The organism is Chroococcidiopsis cubana SAG 39.79 (genome assembly GCF_003991895.1).
In the GTDB taxonomy this organism is placed as follows: domain Bacteria; phylum Cyanobacteriota; class Cyanobacteriia; order Cyanobacteriales; family Chroococcidiopsidaceae; genus Chroococcidiopsis; species Chroococcidiopsis thermalis.
In genome coordinates, this window is sequence record NZ_RSCK01000008.1 from 84,932 (window position 1) to 105,862 (window position 20,931).

Annotated in this window: 16 protein-coding genes; 11 read left to right on the forward strand and 5 right to left on the reverse strand. The window is 45.7% G+C overall.

Annotation, left to right across the window (positions count from 1 at the left end; genetic code table 11):
* Nucleotides 1–102 precede the first annotated feature (102 nt).
* The 6 genes from DSM107010_RS07640 (at nt 103) to DSM107010_RS07665 (ending at nt 10,358) form a co-directional block, all read left to right on the forward strand.
* On the forward strand, nt 103–792 hold the full coding sequence (locus DSM107010_RS07640) for a hypothetical protein (RefSeq protein ID WP_127022703.1): 690 nt from the start codon (nt 103–105) through the stop codon (nt 790–792).
* A 430-nt stretch (nt 793–1,222) separates the two neighbouring features.
* Nucleotides 1,223–2,479 carry a response regulator gene (locus tag DSM107010_RS07645; protein ID WP_084739193.1) on the forward strand — a complete coding sequence of 419 codons (1,257 nt, stop codon included), beginning with the start codon at nt 1,223–1,225 and terminating at the stop codon, nt 2,477–2,479.
* Between the two features lie 129 nt (nt 2,480–2,608).
* A complete protein-coding gene (locus DSM107010_RS07650) occupies nt 2,609–2,971 on the forward strand; it encodes a response regulator transcription factor (protein WP_015157319.1) in 363 nt (120 codons plus the stop codon).
* A gap of 13 nt (nt 2,972–2,984) precedes the next feature.
* A complete protein-coding gene (locus tag DSM107010_RS07655) occupies nt 2,985–3,509 on the forward strand; it encodes a chemotaxis protein CheW (protein ID WP_106167974.1) in 525 nt (174 codons plus the stop codon).
* Nucleotides 3,510–3,676: 167 nt separating this feature from the next.
* Complete coding sequence (locus DSM107010_RS07660) at nt 3,677–7,297, forward strand: GAF domain-containing protein (RefSeq protein WP_127022706.1); 3,621 nt, start codon at nt 3,677–3,679, stop codon at nt 7,295–7,297.
* Nucleotides 7,298–7,433: 136 nt separating this feature from the next.
* Entirely contained in the window at nt 7,434–10,358 is a 2,925-nt protein-coding gene (locus DSM107010_RS07665) for a hybrid sensor histidine kinase/response regulator (protein WP_127022709.1), read from the forward strand.
* 82 nt (nt 10,359–10,440) lie between these two features.
* On the opposite strand, the gene DSM107010_RS07670 is transcribed toward DSM107010_RS07665, so the two are convergent.
* Nucleotides 10,441–10,947, reverse strand: coding sequence for a PH domain-containing protein (locus tag DSM107010_RS07670; protein ID WP_015157323.1), 507 nt, complete (start codon nt 10,945–10,947; stop codon nt 10,441–10,443).
* Between the two features lie 267 nt (nt 10,948–11,214).
* On the opposite strand from DSM107010_RS07670, the gene DSM107010_RS07675 reads away from it, so the two are divergent.
* On the forward strand, nt 11,215–12,660 hold the full coding sequence (locus DSM107010_RS07675) for an MFS transporter (RefSeq protein WP_106169585.1): 1,446 nt from the start codon (nt 11,215–11,217) through the stop codon (nt 12,658–12,660).
* Nucleotides 12,661–12,757: 97 nt separating this feature from the next.
* Nucleotides 12,758–13,747, forward strand: coding sequence for a GTP 3',8-cyclase MoaA (gene moaA / locus DSM107010_RS07680; RefSeq protein ID WP_015157325.1), 990 nt, complete (start codon nt 12,758–12,760; stop codon nt 13,745–13,747).
* Nucleotides 13,748–13,952: 205 nt separating this feature from the next.
* Here the strand turns inward: moaA and rpsD are convergent, their stop codons facing one another.
* Nucleotides 13,953–14,561 (reverse strand): 30S ribosomal protein S4, encoded by a 609-nt coding sequence (rpsD, locus tag DSM107010_RS07685; protein WP_015157326.1) that lies wholly within the window; start codon nt 14,559–14,561, stop codon nt 13,953–13,955.
* A gap of 243 nt (nt 14,562–14,804) precedes the next feature.
* On the opposite strand from rpsD, the gene DSM107010_RS07690 reads away from it, so the two are divergent.
* The gene (locus DSM107010_RS07690) at nt 14,805–15,404 is read left to right on the forward strand and encodes a hypothetical protein (protein ID WP_015157327.1); all 600 of its coding nucleotides are present in this window, start codon (nt 14,805–14,807) and stop codon (nt 15,402–15,404) included.
* 164 nt (nt 15,405–15,568) lie between these two features.
* Complete coding sequence (locus tag DSM107010_RS07695; protein ID WP_015157328.1) at nt 15,569–16,390, forward strand: Cof-type HAD-IIB family hydrolase; 822 nt, start codon at nt 15,569–15,571, stop codon at nt 16,388–16,390.
* 294 nt (nt 16,391–16,684) lie between these two features.
* Here the strand turns inward: DSM107010_RS07695 and DSM107010_RS07700 are convergent, their stop codons facing one another.
* The gene (locus DSM107010_RS07700; protein ID WP_106168504.1) at nt 16,685–17,617 is read right to left on the reverse strand and encodes a DALR anticodon-binding domain-containing protein; all 933 of its coding nucleotides are present in this window, start codon (nt 17,615–17,617) and stop codon (nt 16,685–16,687) included.
* A 571-nt stretch (nt 17,618–18,188) separates the two neighbouring features.
* Here DSM107010_RS07700 and DSM107010_RS07705 point away from each other — a divergent pair.
* Nucleotides 18,189–18,905, forward strand: a complete 717-nt coding sequence (locus DSM107010_RS07705; RefSeq protein WP_015157330.1) for a Crp/Fnr family transcriptional regulator — start codon at nt 18,189–18,191, stop codon at nt 18,903–18,905.
* 42 nt (nt 18,906–18,947) lie between these two features.
* Here the strand turns inward: DSM107010_RS07705 and DSM107010_RS07710 are convergent, their stop codons facing one another.
* Both DSM107010_RS07710 and DSM107010_RS07715 read right to left on the reverse strand, forming a co-directional pair.
* Nucleotides 18,948–20,015: a PstS family phosphate ABC transporter substrate-binding protein gene (locus tag DSM107010_RS07710; RefSeq protein WP_106168503.1), complete on the reverse strand. Its 1,068-nt coding sequence runs from the start codon at nt 20,013–20,015 to the stop codon at nt 18,948–18,950.
* A gap of 367 nt (nt 20,016–20,382) precedes the next feature.
* The gene (locus tag DSM107010_RS07715; RefSeq protein ID WP_015157332.1) at nt 20,383–20,799 is read right to left on the reverse strand and encodes a hypothetical protein; all 417 of its coding nucleotides are present in this window, start codon (nt 20,797–20,799) and stop codon (nt 20,383–20,385) included.
* Nucleotides 20,800–20,931 lie beyond the last annotated feature (132 nt).

Consider the following 20,931-nt stretch of genomic DNA (forward strand, 5'->3'; position numbering starts at 1 on the left):
TAATAAATTTACTACAGATTTTGAATCATTATATTGATTTTTAATAATTTTCACGTATGACATTCTAAATTTATGACTAATACAATTGCTTATATGAGTTGATTGGCAGATGATTTATTAGTAATGGTTAATGTCCTTGAGGAATTTGTCTCTGTATGTCGAACAGAAATTCAGCCTGACGCACAAAAGAATATTATTAATTTCTTTAAAGCGGTCGTCCCATTTCCTTACGATAAAGAATTGTTCTTACATACGTATTTATATCTCAATATTCACCAAATATTTCCTGAGTGTCAGGAGTTGCTATTATTTGAAAAATCTCCTTTGAAAGGTCGTACCGATTTGGGTAAGTGTGATTTTGTTTACCTTGCAGATAAGGGTATTCTGTTTTTAATAGAAACTAAATATATTGATACAGAGGCAACAGGAAGCACAGCAAGAAATACAAGAAAAGAACATCGAAAGAAAGTTTTTGAGCAAGTGATAAAATTAAGAAATGCATTCAGTCAATTCCACAATTTACGAAGTGATTTATTTAAATGTGGAATATTTACGACAGATATAGAGCTTCAAAAAGATATACGCGACTTTAATCGTAGGCAACCGTTTATACCCTACCGCATTCACATCAAAGGCGGACAGACTTACGATATTCGTCACCCAGATCGAGCATCAGTATTACGATCGCGTATCATTATTGGTATTGATGGGGAGAATGGTACTGCCGATCGCGCCCTTACATATAGCTCTAGTTCATATCGTGCGCCTTCAAGAACGACAAGGCTTTATTAGACCAACAGAAATCTCTGCGATCGCTCTAGTCTAGAAACGAGAGAAAGCCAGTATCATATTCAGGTACAAGCTGCGGTATTTTAATATACATAAATTTGCAGTAGGGGCAAACAAACAAGACAATAGCGAAAGCTGGCTCGGGTGGGACAACTGCTTGACTTCAGGAGGGCTTAGACTTTATGCTCTATGAAAAAAGTCAAAGCGATAAGCGATATAAATCTGCAAGTAGCTTAATTTTCTAAAGATTATTACTGGCAATTGACAATTTGCTTCTAGTACTATTAAGTATTCACAAATTCTCTTATTCTTAATTAATCAGAATTAGTAACCGAGTCGATGGAGTGAAATGCCAGGAGTAGAACTGCTCGATTCAGCAGGTAGCATTTGAGGCTGACCTGCTCTACCGAGAAGGTGAGTCGGCGCGAACATCATGCGTCGATACGAACTAGATTGTCACATACCAACTACCAACACAAGCATCTGCCACATGGAATCGGCAATGACTGAGAGTCATTTATATACAGTGAAACTAAACAACTGGCTACAAGCTTGGAGCCAAGGGCAATTAAGGAACGGTAGGTTGAAGATTCAAGACTCCAATGGACGGCAGCAGTGGAGTTTGTATTTTCACTTGGGTCATCTGATTGGGGATGCAGGCGGAGTGCATCCCCGGCGGCGTTGGCTGCGTCAGTTGGCGCAGTACTGCCCTCAAATTCAAGTCGATCCGATACACCTTTACCAAGAACAAAAATATCGCGGCGACGATTATGAGTTTTTAGCTGCATTGATGAGCAAAAGAGAGATACTGCGCCAGCAAATGGTATCGGTGGTTCAAGGTAGCGTAGCAGAAGTCTTATTTGATATTCTGCAACAGGAACAGTGGCTGCGCGATCGCTCCCTTCCGCCCCTGAGCTATACTTTTACTCCCGAAGAAAACTTATATGCTGCGCCTTTAGTTTTTCTCTCTCCAGATCGTTCTTGGCAGCAAGCAAAGCAGGCTTGGCAGAAATGGTGTCAGGCGGGACTAGAAGAGTTTTCACCGAATGTGGCTCCGTTGATCTGGCAGCGCGAAGAATTGCAGCAACAATCTTCACCCGTCGTCTACCGCAGTCTGGTATCGATGGTAGATGGTAAGCGAACGCTGCGAGATTTAGCCTTGAGATTGCGACAAGACCCGATATTACTCACCCAATCTCTGCTCCCCTATATCCGGCGCGGCTGGATGAAGTCGATTGAAGTGGGGGATATTGGCGAGAAGCTGGAACACATCATCAAGAGAGGTTCCCAGTCTTCTACCGCACAGCCAAAGACGACGAGTCCTCTCATAGCCTATATCGATGACAGTCCTAGAGATAGCCAGTTGTTAGGCAGAATTCTCACCCAAGCAGGCTATCGATACATCAGCTTGCAAGACTCCGTGCTTGCCCTACCAATGCTTTTAGAACATAAACCTAGTTTAATTTTCTTAGATTTGGTGATGCCGATCGCCAATGGTTACGAAATTTGCGCCCAAATCCGCCGAACTTCTGTATTGAAAGATACACCCGCCATTATTTTAACCAGTAACGACGGGATTATCGATCGCGTCCGTGCCAAAGTCGTGCGATCGACAGAATTTATCTCAAAACCAATCGAAGCGCCGAAAATCCTCAACGTGGTGAGAAAATATTTAGAATTCGGCGATTGAAATACTCGCGTTGCCGACGAGAAACCAGCGATGGAATATGGAATTGATTGAAATCGACCGAGCCTTGTTGTCGCGAGTGGGGGTGGTAAGCGGGACAATTGAATTGGAGCAATTGGTAGGAGAGAGTTTGTGAGTACAGTTTTGTTAGTAGAAGATAGTTTGACTGATGCCGAACTATTAACCCGCTATCTCAGACAAATAGGATTAACGGTAATTGGCGTGCAAAGCGGTGAAGAAGCCGAGGCACAGCTAAGATTGCAAACACCAGACTTGGTGATCTTGGATGTCATTTTACCTGGTCAAAGTGGATTTGAACTCTGTCACAGCTTGAAAACAAATGATGCAACCAAGAAAATCCCAATCGTGATTTGTTCTTCCAAAGGTACGGAAGTCGATCGCCTGTGGGGTTCTATGTTAGGTGCAAATGCTTACATAGCTAAACCAGTAGACCAACAACAATTACTGCAAGTCATCCAACAGTTTATTTTATAGTTTTAGAGAACTTATGGAGATACTTGATTCTCTAACTAAAACGAGTTCGTTACGACTGGATGGAGTAGCACCATCCTCCCAGGAAAAGTTTCTCCGCTGTCGCCTCGGCTCCCAAGATAGCGGTTTGCTGGCTTTAATTCATGTTGCCGAAGTTATACAAATTGTATTAGCAGAAATATTACCCGTACCCGCCATGCCTGAATGCATTTTGGGAATTTGCAACTGGCGGGGAAAAATGCTGTGGCTAGTCGATCTGAATCTCTTTCTCGACTATCCGCCCCTTGTCACCTCAGAAATCGCCAGCGTCCCGCTGATGGCGATCGTCATGCAGATTGAAGGACAGTCAATGGGTCTAGTGGTATCGCAAGTGCAGGATATCGAATGGCACGATCCGAGTCAGATTCAACCAGCAACAGCAAGTTTATTTGCTGCCAAAACCTTACCCTTTTTACAAGGATACTTGCCTCAAGCCGATGCTATAGTCCTCGACCCCGAGGCGATCGCCCGTTGTCCGATGTGGCAACTGCATAGGGGATAGGGGAGAATTCAAAATTCGGAATTCGGAATTCGGAATTGAAGATGCACCACGCACCGCGCACTACTCTCTACTGACAACTGATAACTTTGTACAGACGTTACATGTAACGTCTCTACACTGATAAATACTCACTACTCACTCTCCTAACAACTAACAACTAACAACTAATGCAATTTAAAAATTTATTTAAGCAAGAACAGGAACTTCCAGAGCAGAGACAACAATATCGCGGTAGCACAAAAATACTGCCACCTTTAGATAGCACGCAGCAGTCTGCTAGTGACGCAGTTGCAGATGCAACTCAACCTACCGCACTAGTCAATGCCATGAAAGCGGAATTAGAACAAGCGGGATTGTTGAATGCACCGGAAGCTAGAGCTAAGTTTCTCCAGTTGGAGCAATTGGCACAAATGCTTCAAATGGGAATGAAAGACCAGGATGTAGCAACTGCTAGTAGCTTCAAAAGCGAACGGCAACGATTGAGCGCGATCGCCAGCGTGATGCGACAAGCGGCAGCAGAAGACGGACTGTTACCAACGACAGCTCATCTGGTGTGTCAGTATCTGCAAGCCGACCGAGTATTAATTTATCGTTTTTTGGATGAGGAAAAAGGTGTTGTTTTAGCAGAGGCAATGGTGGGAGATTTTACCCCGAGTTTGGGGGAAACTCTAGCAGTGCGGATGTTTGGGGCAGAAAATTTACAAGCGTACCAACACTCGCCCGCGATCGCTCTAGCAGATATTTATCAAGCTTCCTTGAGTCCCTATCAAATTCAATTGCTAGAACGGTTTCAAGTTTGTGCTAGCTTAAGCGTCCCGATTGCTTTGCCAGAGGGAGGATGGGGTCTGTTGGTGGCGCAGCAATGCCAGAGTCCTCGTAGTTGGACGGAAAGCGAAATCAGTCTGCTGGATCGAGTTGCCACTGAATTAGCCTTGCTCGTACAACCAGAAGAATACAAGATTCTTTTGCGATCGCTTGGCGAACAGCAAAAAGTCTTAGCGCGGGTGATTGAAAAAATTCAAGGTTCCCCCGACATTGGCAGTATATTCCGCACGACTACTCAAGAATTACGCCAGTTACTCAAAGCAGATCGAGTGGCAATTTATCGTTTCAATCCCGATTGGAGTGGGGAATTTATTGCGGAGTCCGTCGCTGCTGGCTGGGTTTCGGTGATTGAAGCGCAGGAGGGAGACGAGGTTTTAAAAAGCGATCGCGCCAGCCAAGACCGCTGTACGTTAAGAAACTTAACAGCCTATACTCCTAACGCCGATGCCGATACCTATTTGCAAGATACAAAAGGTGGTGGCTACGCTAGAGGGGAAAAATTTAAGCGCGTGGATGATATCTACACGGCGGGATTTTCTCCCTGTTATATCGCCAGCTTAGAGAAATACCAAGCGCGGGCATATGTCATCGTTCCCATTTTCCAAGATACGAAACTATGGGGACTGCTAGCTGCTTATCAAAATTCTGGTCCCCGCCACTGGCAAGACGGGGAAGTCAATATCATGCTGCAACTAAGCAATCCCCTGGCAATTGCTTTGCAACAGGCAGAAGTCCGTCAGCAATTGCAGTCTCAAGCCGATCGAATTGCCCAAGCTGCCGAACGGGAACGTACCGTGACTCGGATTATCGATAAGATCCGGCAGTCTTTGAATATCAATAATATATTTAGAACCACGACATACGAATTACGCCAATTACTCAAAGCCGATCGAGTCGCGATTTATCGCTTCAATCCCGATTGGAGTGGGGAATTTGTGGCGGAATCCATCGCTCCTGGGTGGCGATCGCTACTAGAAGCGCAAAAACAAGACGATAGCCTCCAGCATAACTTTACGGACGATGAAGGCTGTGTCGTCAAAGATATACCTGCGCCAGGATCGACTACCGTTGATACTTTCTTACAAAATAACAAGGGTAGTTCGCTGCGAGACAAGCAATATCTTCAAGTCGATGATGTTTACAAGGCTGATTTTTCGGCGTGCTATATGGAATTGCTCGATAAATTCCAAGCCAGAGCCTACATTACCATACCAGTTTATCAAGGAGATAAGTTGTGGGGCTTATTGGCTGCCTATCAAAATTCTGGAGCGCGCCACTGGCAAGCAGAGGAAATAGAAATTATGCTGCAAGTACGTAACCCTTTGGGGATTGCGCTACAACAGGCAGAAGCATTACAGCAAGTCCAAGCAACATCGGCAAAATTGAGCCGTGCGGCAACTATAGAACAAGCCGTGACTCGAATTACCAGTCGCTTGTTGCGATCGCTCGATACGGAGTCGGCGATTTATAAAATTATTCCGAAAGAAGTGCGGCAAATGCTAGCAGCCGAGCGCGTAGTTTTGTATAAATTCAAGCCCGATTGGGGCGGCGAGTTTGTCGCAGAATCCGTGGCGGCTGGGTGGAGTAGCTTGCTAGAAGTCTTACCCGTAATTGAAGACAGCCACTTACAAGACACCCAAGGCGGACGCTATCGCCAAGGAGGAACTATAGCTGTAAACAATATTTATACAGCAGGACACTCTGCTTGTCATGTGGAACTGCTAGAGCAAATGGAAGCCAGAGCCTACACGATCGTCCCCGTCTTCGTTCAGCAGGAACTTTGGGGTTTACTCGCAGCCTATCAGAATTCTGCGCCCCGTGAATGGGAAGAAACAGAAGTCAGTGCCTTAGCACAAGTAGGCAACCAAGTCGGCGCAGCGTTACAAAAAGTAAATTATCTAGAACAAATTCGCACTCAGACAGAACAGTTGCAACAACTCGCCCAAAGGGAAAAAGTAGCCAAAGAACAACTTCAGCAAAGGGCGATGCAGCTACTCGTTGCCGTGCGCCCCGCTCTAAATGGCGATCTGACAGTCCGCGCTCCCATCACAGATGATGAAGTTGGGACGATCGCGGATGCTTACAATAATACCTTGCAAAGCCTGCGGCGAATTGTCATGCAATTACAAACGGCATCGACACAAGTTAGCCAAACTTCCCAAAATAGCGAGTCGGCAATGTCGGCACTGACGATACAAGCACAACAACAATTGACAGCGTTGCAGCGTGCCATGACCGAAATTCAAGCGATGGTTGATGCTACCACAGTTGTAGCTGCCGATGCCGCACAGGTAGAAAAAGCGGCGCAACGCACCCACCAGACCGTACGGCAAGGGGATGCGGCAATGAACCGCACGGTGGAGGGGATTCTTGCCTTGCGGGAGACAGTAGCAGAAACCAGCCAATTAATCCAGCGCTTGAGTGCCTCCTCGCAAAAGATTTCTAAAGCCGTAGACGCGATCGGTAACTTTACGACTCAAACTCAACTTCTCGCCCTCAACGCCGCGATTGAAGCGACTAGAGCCGGAGAATACGGTCGAGGCTTTGCTGTAGTTGCCGATGAAGTGCGATCGCTTGCCCGTCAGTCAGCCACAGCAACCACAGAAATTGGCAAGCTCGTGCAAGAGATCCAAGCCAGCACGGCGCAAGTCAGCCAAGCAATGGAAACAGGCGTGCAACAGGTGATCGCCAGCAGTCATTTAGTCAGCGATACCCGCTCTAGCCTCACTGCGATCGTGGAAGCCACCGCCGAAATCGGTCAACTCGTTGCCGGGATTAATCAAGCCACCCAATCGCAAACTCAGCAGTCCCAGTCCGTCACCCAAGCCGTATCCGAAGTGGCAAATATTGCTACCAGAACCTCCGACGATGCCACTCTGCTATCTATCGCCTTCCACGAATTACTCATCATGTCACAAGAACTACAAGCCAGTGCTAGTAAGTTTATTGTGAGTCGGGAGTAAGGAGTCGGGAGTCAGGAGTGGCTAGTGACTAGTGGCTGGTGGCTAGTCATTGCGACTTGCGACTTGTAACTTGAATTGTCTCCCTTGTCTCCCTTGTCCCTCCCCAACCCCTAACTTCTAACTCCTCACCCCTAGTATGAACGACTCGCTCCACGAACAAAGCTATGCTTACTTTCTCCAAGAAGCACCGCAATTGTTGCAAGTTTTGGAAGAGGAATTATTGAATCTGAAAGCCGAGTGGAGTATGAATAAGGTTCATACTCTCATGCGGGTAACTCACACGCTTAAAGGCTCGGCGGCTTGTGTTGGTTTGGACAGTATCAAGCAGATCGCACACTCTTTTGAAGATATTTTCCGCCACCTGTGCCGACCGGAAGTTACGCTCGATCGCGAAACGGAAGCCTTACTATTTGAAGCTTATGACTGCCTGCGTACCCCTTTGATGGCAGAAATTACTGGCAGCCACAGTCATGATGCCGAAGTCTTCGATCGCGCTGCCGCAGTTTTTAGCGAATTGCAAGCAAAACTAGGAGTTAATTTCGCGTCAGAAGTTGAAATTCCTAACTCAGATGAATTGGGGTTTGATGTCACCAAATCTATTTTTGAAGTTGGAGTAGCTCAACGCCTGGCAGAGATCGATCGCGCTTTAGCTGGTGGGGAAGTGGAGACGATCGCGATCGCGCTGCAAACTCAAGCCGAAGTCTTTTTGGGCTTGGCAGAGTCTTTAAATTTACCGGGATTTGGAGCGATCGCCAGTGCGGCGATCGCAGCTTTGGCTGGCGATCCCGACAAAGCGATAACCATTGCCCAAATAGCCCTAGCAGACTTTCAACAAGGGCAAGCATCCATCCTAGCAGGCGATCGCAGTGGAGGTGGGAGTCCTTCGGCGCAGTTGTTGGAATTGGTGGGAGGAGAGGACAAGGAAGACAAGGGGGACAAGGGGGACAAGGGGGACAAGGAAGACAAGGGGACAAGGGGACAAGGAAGCTTTTCTTCCCCAACTCCCCCAGCTCTCTTCTCCCCGACTCCCACTCTCCCACTCCCGACTCCCGAAGATGAAAACTCCTTGTTAGAGTCAATCTGGACGATCGCCGAACCTGTAGAGGATGAGGAAGCAGAACCATCAGAGCCGTCAGAGACAGTCACCACAGCAACCAATACTAACTCCGAGCGATCGGTGTCGCCACCTTCATCTTTAGCGAAAAGAGATGCAGCTATGTCGGATACAGTCAGAGTTAATGTCGGGCATTTAGAGCGGCTGAATTATTCGATTGGCGAATTGCTGACTAATCAAAACCGCCAGACTTTACAAGATGAAAAACTACAAGGCAGGATGCAAGGGTTACTTGAATTAATCCAACAGCAACAGCAAATGTTGATGGAACTCAAGCAGCGCTTGGACTTACAGGAAAAAGATAGTTCTAGTAAACTTGCCGTGTTGGTGCAATCTTTATTAGCAAATGGAGCGCAACTGCAAGCAACTGGGGATGAAATTGACATTTATACTCGTCAGTCTAGCCAGATGTTGGAAAAACAAAGCCGCTTGTTAAATAGCGTGCGAGATGAGTTTTTGACAGCGAGAGTTATTCCCATCAGCGTTGTTTTCGATCGCCTGCCCCCTATTTTAAGACAACTAGAAACTCTGCACGATAAGTCTGTAGCGTTGGATTTCAGCGGTAAAGAAGTATTAATAGACAAAGCCGTCGCTGAAAAACTTTACGACCCCCTTTTGCATTTGGTGCGCAATGCCTTCGATCATGGTATTGAGCCTAAGTCTAGGCGATCGCAATTGGGGAAAGCGTCAACGGGTCGAATTGCCATTCGTGCTTTTCATCAAGGCAGCCACCTGACAATTGAAATCCAAGATGACGGACAAGGACTCAATTACGATCGCATTCGCCAACGAGCGCTCGAAATGGGTTTAGTTTCACCAGTTGACGCTAGCAGTCTCAGCGAAGTTCAGCTAATGGATTTTATTTTTGAACCAGGCTTTTCGACTGCGGCTCAGGTGAACAACCTTTCAGGACGAGGTGTGGGACTAGACGTGGTTCGCGCTCAGTTACATTCTCTTCAAGGAGCGATCGCGGTTTATTCTCAACCCCAACGCGGTACGACTTTCATCCTCCAAGTTCCCTTAAGTTTGACAATTGCGAAATTATTTCTCTGTCAGGTTGGTTCTACTACCTATGCTTTACTCGGAAGCGCGATCGAGCAAATCTTACTACCTCAACCAGAACAATTGCGCCCTTGGCGGGGAGGTAAGGTATTGCGATGGGGTGAAGCAAATGCAGAACAGTTAATTCCTGTTTTACCCCTGAAAGGAATTTTGCCCTACTTTGCACCGCTAACGTCTCCTGCTGATAGTTCCACCGCTCTACAAGGACGCATTGTATTGCTACGCTATCAAGACCAACTTATAGCAGTAGAAATAGACCAGGCGATCGGCGAACAAGAATTGGTGATTCGACCTCTAGACCCGACGATCGTTCCGCCTAGCTATGTTTATGGTGGTAGTATTTTGGCTGATGGCAAACTTACCCTGGCAATTGACACTACTGCTTTAGCAAAGTACGTACTAGAGCGACAAGTAACTCAGGGCATGGGGCAGGTGAGGAGTGACAAGGATAGCAGTCTACTAGGTAGCGTTACGCCTATGCGCTCGATTGGGGAATTACCATCGAAACAAACTGCTGTGGGAGCAAAAATCTTGTTAGTCGATGATTCGCTCACTTGGCGACAAACTTTAGCACTGACGCTACAACAGGCTGGATATCTAGTGATACAAGCAGATAACGGTCGCGAGGCAATGACACAAATGCGATCGCATCCCGATTTTGGGGCGATCGTCTGCGATTTAGAAATGCCAGAAATGAATGGCTTGGAATTACTCCACTACTGTCGTCAATCTTCAAGTTTTGCCCAAATTCCCTTTTTAATTTTGACTGCTAATACTGATGCAGAAAATCGGACGGCAGCAATGGAATTAGGCGCAACTGACTATATCAATAAATCGCGATCGCACCAGGAACTTTTGGCAACTGTGGCTCAGTTAGTTCGATAAAGTGTCATTGGTCATTTGTCATTCGTCATTTGTAATTAGTGAGTGGCTGATTTTGACTTTTGACTTTTAACTTTTGACTTACCTACATCATTTGCCGCGATCGCACTTCTCTGACAAACTGTTCTGGATTATCTGGAGTCAGGACGATCGTGCGCTGCGGAAATCTCAAAATTACAGATCGCAGGGGATCGGTAGCATAAGCTTGATAGGAACCAAGGCGATCGTTGCGAAACCGTCCAGTTATCGCAAATAATCCCCCATTTCCCCACGTTCGTAGCGAGTTGTCCATAGCGTGCGGATTGCTCTCAGCATTGATTAGCTGCGTTAATGGAATCTTAGAATTCCAGCCAAAGCGCTGAATGTAAAGTGCGTCATTTGTTAGTTTGTATCCTCTAACACCGAACAGCGCCGATGCAATAAGAATTGCTAGAGGTAGTACAACCATTGCTAGTAGCCAGAAAAAATTGTTCCGTTCTTCCCCTACTAATAAGCCAATCAAAGCTACCCCTAGCAAAATAGAGCTAAAGAGCATAGTACTGAAAATGAGTGACTTATCCCAAGGGGCATTAAAAACCGTACCCGTATACATAAGTTCCCTCCACTTTTCAAACTTCAGAATAGTTTGACTGTAGTATCGATCGCCAACTACCAACTACCCATTACCAACTACCCATTACCAATTCATATCAAAATCTTTCTTCCCCTTGACACTTGCCTACCTCTTTCGGGCTAACTTATGCTGCTCGAAATGCTGCTAAACGAGCCTTTTCGACCGCTAATTATAGGCGTTGAAAAATGTTAAGTTGGCAGAGCGCGATCGCCTAAACTCATTATTTACTCAACTCTTGTAGAAACCTTGTCAGCTCTCAGCAATACGCAACCTCTAGCGGCTGTAACAGAATTAACCACCACCCACCAGCCGCCGATAATTTCTAAACCCGTCCTTCGGACTAGCCTCAAGGCTTCTACTATCGATGGTGTTTTTGCTGCCATCTTTTCTAGCGTTACCAGTGGTGTCTTACTAACTAACTTTTTGCTTCAGTTGGGGGCAAATCCTTTAGAAGTTGGAATGCTCTCTTCGATTCCAATGCTGACGAGTTTACTACAACCATTAGGAGCATACTTAGCCGAACGAAGTAGCAGCCGTCACTTTTTTTGTTGGTGGACTTTTATCCCCGCACGACTGTTATGGTTAATTCCCATCGCAGGTATTTGTTGGATCGGTTGGTTTAATGCTAACTCTCACCAATTAGTCAGTTTGACTTTGGTAACAATTTTTGCTAGTAACATTCTTGCAGGCTTAGGGACTTCCTCATGGTTGAGCTGGATGGCGGCTTTAGTCCCCCATCGCTTGCGGGGTCGATATTTTGGCTTGCGCAATAGTGCGGCAAGTTTGACGACTTTAATCGCCGTACCACTAGCCGGATTTGCGATTTCAATTCTGCCTGGTAGCACCATTCAAGGATACGGGATCGTCTTGGGATTGGGAATTATTGCAGGAATTCTCAGTTTGGCGTGTCAAAATTTTATGGTCGATGTCAATCCCCAATTGCCACCACCATCGCTGTTATCGCCATCAAAATCAAATGCTCTAGCAGTAGCAGAAGTCATACAACCGCCGCCAATTTTTAGCTTGTTCCGAGATTTAAATTTTGTCAAATTTCTGCTGTACTTCGGTTTGTGGGCATTTGCGGTTAACTTAATCGTGCCGTTCTATAACCTTTACTTGCTAGACAATTTAAAACTAGACCTCAATTGGGTGTCTTTATATACGAGTCTCCATGCAGGCACGAACTTGGTGATGCTGCTTATTTGGGGTAAGCTAGCCGATCGCCTGGGGAATCGTCCCTTATTGTTAATAGTAGGGATTTTAGTTGGAGTTTTACCTTTATTTTGGCTGGGAACGGGAAATAACTTATTATCGCTGTGGTTGTGGTTGCCGCTCATTCACCTGGTTAAAGGTTCCCTGTGGGCAGCAATTGACTTGTGTAGTAACAATATCCAAATGGAATTAGCACCCAAGTCCCATCCTTCCAGTTATTTTGCGATCGCTGCTGCCACTGCTGGGGTATTTGGCGCTTTGGGGACAACTGTAGGCAGTCAACTCACAACTTTAGATGCGATCGGCGGTCTACCTGGAGTATTTATTATTTCTGCTATTGTGCGCTTACTTGCTTTATTTCCCTTAATTTTCGTCCGCGAACCGCGCAGCCAGCCTCTTACGCAAGTTTTGCGTCACTTACGGAAACCGCAATTAGTAACACAGGAGCCTGCAACAAGCGCGACTAATTCTGCACAATAAAGGTGAGTAGTGAGTGGTAAGTAGTGAGTAGTGAGTCGTCACCTCCGACTCCCGACTCCCAACTCCCGACTCCCGTTTTCTCACCCGAATCAACAGCATGAATCAAGTAGATTACCTCCGAATTAGCTTAATCGATCGCTGTAACTTTCGGTGCCAGTATTGTATGCCCGAAGGTGCAGAGCTGGATTATATTTTGCGACAACAGCTATTGACGGCTGAGGAATTGCTAACTTTAATTCGCGAGGTATTCATTCCAGTAGGGTTTACGCGATTTCGATTGACTGGCGGCGAACCGTTACTGCATCCGCAGGTTGTGGAAATTGTCCGGGCGATCGCAACTCTACCTCAAACTCAAGACCTGGCGATGACAACAAACGCATTTTTGTTGGCAAACAAGGCACAAAATCTCTACGATGCCGGGTTAAGACGGATCAATATCAGCCTCGACTCCCTCGATCCTGAAGTGTTCGATCGCATTGTGGGCAGTCGCGGACGTTCCCGTTGGCAGCAGGTTTGGGACGGCATTCTCGCCGCGCATCGGGTGGGTTTCGACCCCTTGAAATTGAATGTCGTCGTGATTCCTGGGGTAAATGATTGCGAAGTCTTAGATTTAGCTGCCCTTACCCTAACTCGTTACTGGCACGTCCGGTTTATTGAATTTATGCCTATCGGTAACTCACAACTATTTGGCGATCGCGGTTGGGTTGCTTCGGCTGAGTTACGCCAGCGCATCTGCGAGGCTTACGGCTTAGTCGAGTCGCAAGTGCGGGGTAATGGACCTGCTGACGTATTTCAAATTCCTGGGGCAAAAGGGACGCTGGGATTTATCAGCCAAATGTCAGAATGTTTTTGCGATCGCTGCAATCGGATGCGTCTGTCTGCCGATGGCTGGTTGCGTCCCTGTCTGCTCAACGAAATGGGACAAATTGACCTTAAATCTGCCCTGCGCGCTGGCGTTCCTACTACTGAAATTCGCGATCGAGTAGCCCAACTACTTGCCCTGAAATCGGAGATTAATTACAAACAAAGAGAATCTGGAACATCTGCCGGAACTTATGCCCGTACCATGTCGCAAATTGGCGGATAGTAGGGGCGCACAGCTGTGCGCCCCTACCCCCAATTTCTGCGCGCCCCTACCCCCAATTTCTGTGCGCCCTCATCCAAAATCAAACGGGTAAAAATCAACAAGCCCTCCAATTGACGGAATCGGAGGGCTTGATATTAAAAATTACAAAACTTAATCATAGGATCGTCAATGGCGCACCGCAGCCGCACGAGTGCAGCCATCGAAATTAAGCCTGTCTGGAATAGTATTCAACTACCAACAGTTCGTTCACTTGCAGGGCGACCCATTCGCGCTCAATGACGCTGTTAACTTTACCTTCCAGCTTATTCTTATCAAATTCGAGGTGGCTGGGTAGGTTTGCTAAACCAGGATACTGGAGATTATTTTCTACTAACTGCCGCGATTGCGCTTTATTTTTGATCCCAATGACTTCCCCTGGACGACATTGATAGCTAGCGATATTAACTTCACGACCGTTTACCATAACGTGACCGTGATTGACTAGCTGCCGCGCTGCTGGGATTGTGGGAGCCATACCCATGCGAAAAACGGTATTATCCAAACGCATTTCCAACAGTTGCAACAGCACTTGTCCGGTAGAGCCAGTCACTCTTCTTGCCCGCCGCACGTAACGCAGCAACTGCTTTTCAGTCAAGCCGTAGTTAAAGCGGAGCTTTTGCTTTTCTTCCAAACGAATAGCATACTCAGAACGCTTCTTGCGAGCCTGTCCGTGTTGTCCAGGTGGGTAGGAGCGTCTGGCATTTTTCCGAGTCAAACCTGGCAGATCGCCCAGGCGACGAACAACTCTTAGTCTTGGTCCTCGATAGCGGGACATTCAATCTTCCTCTGCTTAATTCTGCGCGAACTATTCCAAAACTATAATTATAAGTCTAAAAGCTTGTGTCTGAAAAGCCCTGGTTAGTGGCTAGTGGCTAGTGGCTAGTCGTAGAATTCTTCATCTAGTCACTAGTCACCAGCCAATAGTCACTGACAACTGGTCGCTGATAACTCATAATTGATAACTGATAACTGATACCCTCAAATTGTAGTTATTTACAAATTTCTTGGTGGGAGTGTTATGGGGAAAACAATGTATTTAGTGGCTGGCTCTTTGGCGATCGCCGGTTGGATCGGTAGCAATTTTCCTGCAACTGGGGCTGAAATTGTCACCGACTCTTTACGCAACGGCTATCGTGCTTGTACGGGGCGAATGCTCAATTCTGGAGTTTCACCGGAAGCAGCAGCAAGAGCCTGTGCGGGAGCGCTTTACCCGAAGGATGTCGCTCGTTGCGTGACGAGAATTGAGGGGCAGACGGAAATTTCTGCCCAAGATGCTTTAGCAACTTGCACCCAAGCCCGCCGACCTGTAGAGTTGTCAAGATGTGTCGTTGGCATTAGCGAAAATAGTCAAGGGCAGCCCGTACCAGGAGTATTAGATTTTTGCGGTCGCAGTTTATTACCAATTCGTTATGCTGAATGTGTCGTTGGATTGCGGCGAGAAATTAATGAGTTAGCTCCTACCCAAGCAATGGAAACTTGTATTAGTGCAGGCGATCGCCCTTTGGATTTTGCACCTAATTTTATTCCCCAAGGTCAATTACAACCACCAGTCACATCTCCGGCTCTGACTACACCTGCAACACCCGAACAAACTGCTCCCGCGCCAGATGCACCTTAGAACGGAATTCGGAATTCGGAATTCGGAATTCGGAATTATTCCTGTACGGGCGGGTTTTGCGGCAAGATTTTTGGTCGTAGCCATGAATTGTTGACTAAACCCGCCCCTACGGTTTCCTGATAACTGATAACTGATAACTGATAACTGATAACTGACTCCCCGTTATGAACCAAGAAATTAAATTACTCGTCCTCGATATTGATGGGACGATCGCGGGTAAGTCAAATCAAATTCATGCCAAAGTTAAAAAAGCGATTCAAGCAGTGCGGGCAAAAGGCATACAAGTGGCTGTAGCAACAGGACGAATGTATCGTTCTGCCCTACGTTTCCATCATGAGATAGGTTCGACTTTGCCTCTACTTGCCTATCAAGGTGCTTGGATTCAAGATCCAGCTACCCAGAAAATGCACCGTCATTGGACTGTTGCCAAGCAAACAGCAATTCAACTGTTAGATTACTTCGAGCAACCTGAATTGCGATCGCTGCTTTCGGTTCATTTCTATATCAACGATTGCCTCTACGTGCGCGAACTGACTTCTGAAACTCGACTTTACTCCGAACGCTCTGGGATTGAAGCGATCGCGGTGGGAGATTTACGCCAAGCTTTAACAACAGAACCAACAAAAGTATTAGCTCTGTGCGACGATACCGAAATCATCGATAACTTACTCAGCAGTCTGCGCCAGCAATATACCCCTGCTGAACTGTACCTGACTAAATCCGTTGCTACCTTCTTTGAAGCAACCAACCCTTCGATTAATAAGGGTGTAGGCGTGCGTTACTTAGCTGAAGAACTCCTGGGAATCACTGCTGCTAACGTGATGGCAATTGGTGACAACTTTAACGATGTAGAGATGCTAGAGTATGCCGGGATCGGTGTAGCGATGGGTAATGCTCCATCTGACGTACAGGCGATCGCTCAGTGGGTAGCGCCTAGTGTCGAGCAAAATGGTGTTGCAGTTGCAATTGAAAAATTCTTACTTTAAATCAGTCATTTGTCAGTTGTCAGTTGTCATTGGCAAGCGTTCTACTAACGACGAATGACCAAAAATCAGAAAGGACACCAACGACTGTCCGTGTTTCGTCTTGGTGTCCTGACTGGTTCGCTCCTCACACACCCTTATATTAGAGTAATGTTCTTGATTTGTCACCCCCTTGAACGCTAATTTCTACCTAAAGACAGATAAGATTTGCCTATAGAGCAAGATGCCTTATACAGTGACCAGTGACCAGTGACCAGTGACCGGTGACTAGTGACCAGTTTTATACTGTTCGCTAGTTCAAAGTTCTAAGGGTGCGCAACTATTTAGTACTTCTACTAATAGAATTCTGAATACAGATTGAGCGATCGCTATTAAGCCAAGTCGCCCTTGTGCTAAGTTGAGATTTTGATTTTTGACCTCTCCCCAAATGCGACATTGACTATAAAAAGTTTGAAAAGCTTGACTCAGATTCAGAGCTACTTTCAACCAATTTAAAGACTTGCGAGTAGGATCGGGGCAATAGAGAGCGTCTAATACTCCAATCGATTCGAGGAGTAAATTTAACTCGGATGGGTGATGCAAACAAATTTTTGCTTCACTCAACCAAGGAATAGGTTGAGGTGATATGACCTGTAGACATGAAGACTTAATGTCAGAGTTTTTTGACTTAATTATAATTATTTTCTCCTCATGAGCCATTTTCAATAGAGAACAACAACGAGCATGAGCGTATTGGATGGGAAATAGGGAATAGGAAATTGGTAATTGGTAATTGGTAATTGGTAATTGGTAATTGGTAATGTCTCCCTCAGCTCCCTCAGCTCCCTCAGCTCCCTCAGCTCTCTTCTCCCCCCTGCTCCCTAAACAGGGTAGTGTCTCAATCCAGTGTTGCAACCAAGCAGCCAGACTGGGTTGAGGTAATTCTAGGTCGATCCACCCTGGGGGAACAACTTGAAGAATCAAGTTTTGTTGACAATCTTGTTGGGCAATTAGCTGCGATATAGATTGGGCAACTTCTATAGTTGGGGAGTTGACAAGTTTACTTAATTTAAACGCGATCGCGCACCTGTAAACAACCGGGCGCTGTTTAGATAACTGTAAAGGAATATAACTTTTGCGATCTGTTAAGGATGGAGTGTCTAATATATACAAACTTAGCGCTGCTTGTATCTGCTGTAACAGCGCTTGCTTAGGTGTTAACTCAGCTAATGGAGGCGATCGGTGATCCACTTTTAATTTATAGTTAAAATCCCTATCCCTACCTGGGGGATTTACCAAGGTTCCATGCAAACGAATTGCTTAACCCCTATTTTTTGAATGGCTACCTGAGAATACTATGCCCTAGCGAAATTTACTATTACTGGAGCGTTCGTTCATCCGCGATCGTACTGAAAGATCTATGAGTTTTCGCTAAAAAATCTGGTGATTTCAGTAGATTTACGGTACAAAAAAACTCAGTCCTATGTTGTTGACAATATTTTGTCACAATTTTCCCTAGCTCAACTACAATCATTTGTACAACTGTTACTTGCAATTCCCTGGTTTGATTGTTTACACTTATCTGTTGTTTTAAACATGAACTATACGGATAAAAAAACTGAAAAGCAGGAGACTTGATCGAGTAATTGAGTGATTGAGAATACTAGGATTGTGTTGCAAGACAGATAAAACAAATCTATGGCTAAGTTCGCTTAGCTGCGATTGCTATTACTGGTTTGAGGAGTGGAGTTCACCTGCCAACCAATTTGGCAATAGGTGAGCTTCACAGTGACGTTTCGTCTATCGCCAACTGCTGCAAATTATGCATTCCCCATCCGCTTCTCCAGAGTCGCAAAGACCATTTTTAACCTGGCAACGGATTCTTGACTGGGCGCAGGAACACTATCGCGTTCGCTCTTTTAGTAAAGACGAACGCATTCCAGCTCGACCTGGACTGCTCTATCTCGTTCAAAGAGGTGCTGTGCGACTTGTAGGTACAGCTCAAGTTAGCGCAACTAGTCAGCTATCATCTCGGCGCATCAACAGAACACCTGAAGAAGCTTTTTTAGGCTTTGTTGGCGCTGGACAGCCGTTTGAAATTGTTGCCCAATCTCCGTTTACGCTCCAAGCTTATGCCCACGTAGAACCCACTTTAGTCGTGTGGATGTACTGGCATGACTTGGATAACTGGCCCCACTTTCGGCGGGAAGTTCTCGATGCATTTCGCTACCAACATCAGCGCAAGTTACTGTGGCTGAGTGCTTTAGGACAGCGACGGACGATCGATCGTCTCTTGGGATTCTTAACCCTGCTGGTAGAAGAATACGGACAACCAGCGACAAGTGAAGAAGATCCCGAGATTCTGCGCGGATACTCTCTACCGTTTACGCTGACGCACGCCCAAATTGGTAGTGCGATCGGTTCGACGCGAGTTACGGTGACTCGTTTAATGGGTAAGTTACGCCAACGCGGTTTACTTATCGCCCAAGAAGATAATCTCATCTGTTTGCCAGCCGATTCAATCAATCGAGCTAGTTGAATTATAGAGACGCGAAACTTCGCGTTCTCTATAATCCTATGCCTAGCGCATTCGCACAAATCCAGCGTTAGCGATCGCCGACTGTCCTTGCTGCGTCAGCAGTAATTTAGCATAAGCTTCTCCTGCTTGCTGTGCTAAATCGTCATCCTGCTTGACGACAACGTACAGGTTACGTGTCAGAGGATATTGTCCGGTTTGAAAAGCATCTGTATTGAGCTGATTGCGCCGCTGAGGACAGTTATTCGCTGTTACTAAAGGTTCTTGGTAGGGAGGAGTAAATTGCCCTGATTGACGACCTAGCGGTAAGGGTCTAATCCTACACTGAGGTACGATTTCTGGAGCCGAGGCGTAGTAAATTCCGCCACGGTTACTAGCTAGCTTTTGGAGAGCTTGAGTTGTCGTACTGACAAATTCAACATTAGCAGCTAATGCTTGACCTGCTAAAACATCCTGTACGAAAAGCTCGACCGTACCACCCTCGCTCATCGGACGAGAATAAGGTTGAATCGGCAGGTTAGGACCACCGAGTTGTTTCCAGTTATTTGCCTTACCAGTGTAAATTGCTTGCAGCTGTGCCAAGGTTAGTCCTGGTATATTTAGGCTGGGGTGAACTGCGATCGCTAAACCATCAATTGCTACCGGAATTTCTTTTAAATTAAATCCTCTTTGCTGAGCGCGAGATACCTCTCGATCTTGTAAGGGTCGAGACGACTGAGCAAAGGTAAGCCTACCTTCAATCAGCATCCGAATACCAATACTAGTTCCTGGGGAAGCATTTGTCGGTTCTACAAATCGTAACTGAAATTCTGGATAAGCTGCCCTAATTTGCGGATCGATCGCTTGTCGAATTGCTGCCCAAGAAGTACTACCACCATAGCTGAATAACCCTTTAGGAATGCCTGAAACACTGCTAAAACTTGAGCCAGTCAATTCTGGATCTGAAGTTATATCGGATGTGTTGGGGGTGGAAATAGATCTTGGCTGAGGATCGCTGAGTTCGACACTAGTGCTAGAATTTCTCGTCAGCCACCAAAAACCACCAGCTAAACCCCCAGCTACGATCAATAGAGTCAGAACGAGAACAGCTGTTTCATTTTTTTGCGACGACATAACAGAATGATAAGTGCTGTAATAAGTGCAACATATACTTGCTTGCGTACAGATTATCCCCGCAGCAAAGCAGTGTTGCATCCCTGTGAGATCGCCTCTAATTCAAGCGATCGTCCTATGATGAAATCAAAGTACTTAAGTTAAGTGTTTTGCTCTCAGTAATCCTATGAATTAAACTCTTATGTCTGTTTTATCATAACCTAACCTTAATCTTGTCAGGACGATTAACTATATATATTTAGCGGCTTTTGGCACAAATAGTATACACACAACTACATAAAGTCACGATCGTTGGTCATGAGAATAGGGGTAAGGGTAAGAATTTCTTACTTACGACTTACGAATTACAAATTACGACTTATTTAACCTAGTGATTAGAGTGTCTGAAAAGATCGTCGCAGTAAAATAACCAAGCTATACCCAAAATAGCTGTAGTTACGCTAGCAATTATCCCCGCTATAACCCAGCCGAATGCTCCTACTAATATAATTAATCTTCCTAGTAAAGCTAAAACTGCTTTCGCCGTAATGAATGCAGTAACGGCAGAAATTATACTAATCAGTCCTAATTCTAAAAGTATAGATTTAGTATCCTTAGTTGCTAGTTCCTCATCAAAGTATATATCCCAGACAACAGTACACATAGCAACATCAGCAACCGTCAAAAATATTTGCTTGAATAATTCTAAATTTATTGCAGGAGTTACTGTGACTATCCCCGCAGCAAAAATTGTAGCTAAAATTACTATAACGGCTCGTTTTCTTTTTAGATAGATCTGACTCATAATTAATTTCCTGAATCACAAGCTTTTTAATAAAGAAGAGTCAGAAGTGGATATAGCAATTCTAAATGAATCGTGAAATCGATTGTTCCTGTAGAGACGTTACATGTAACGTCTCTACACACATGGAACGTC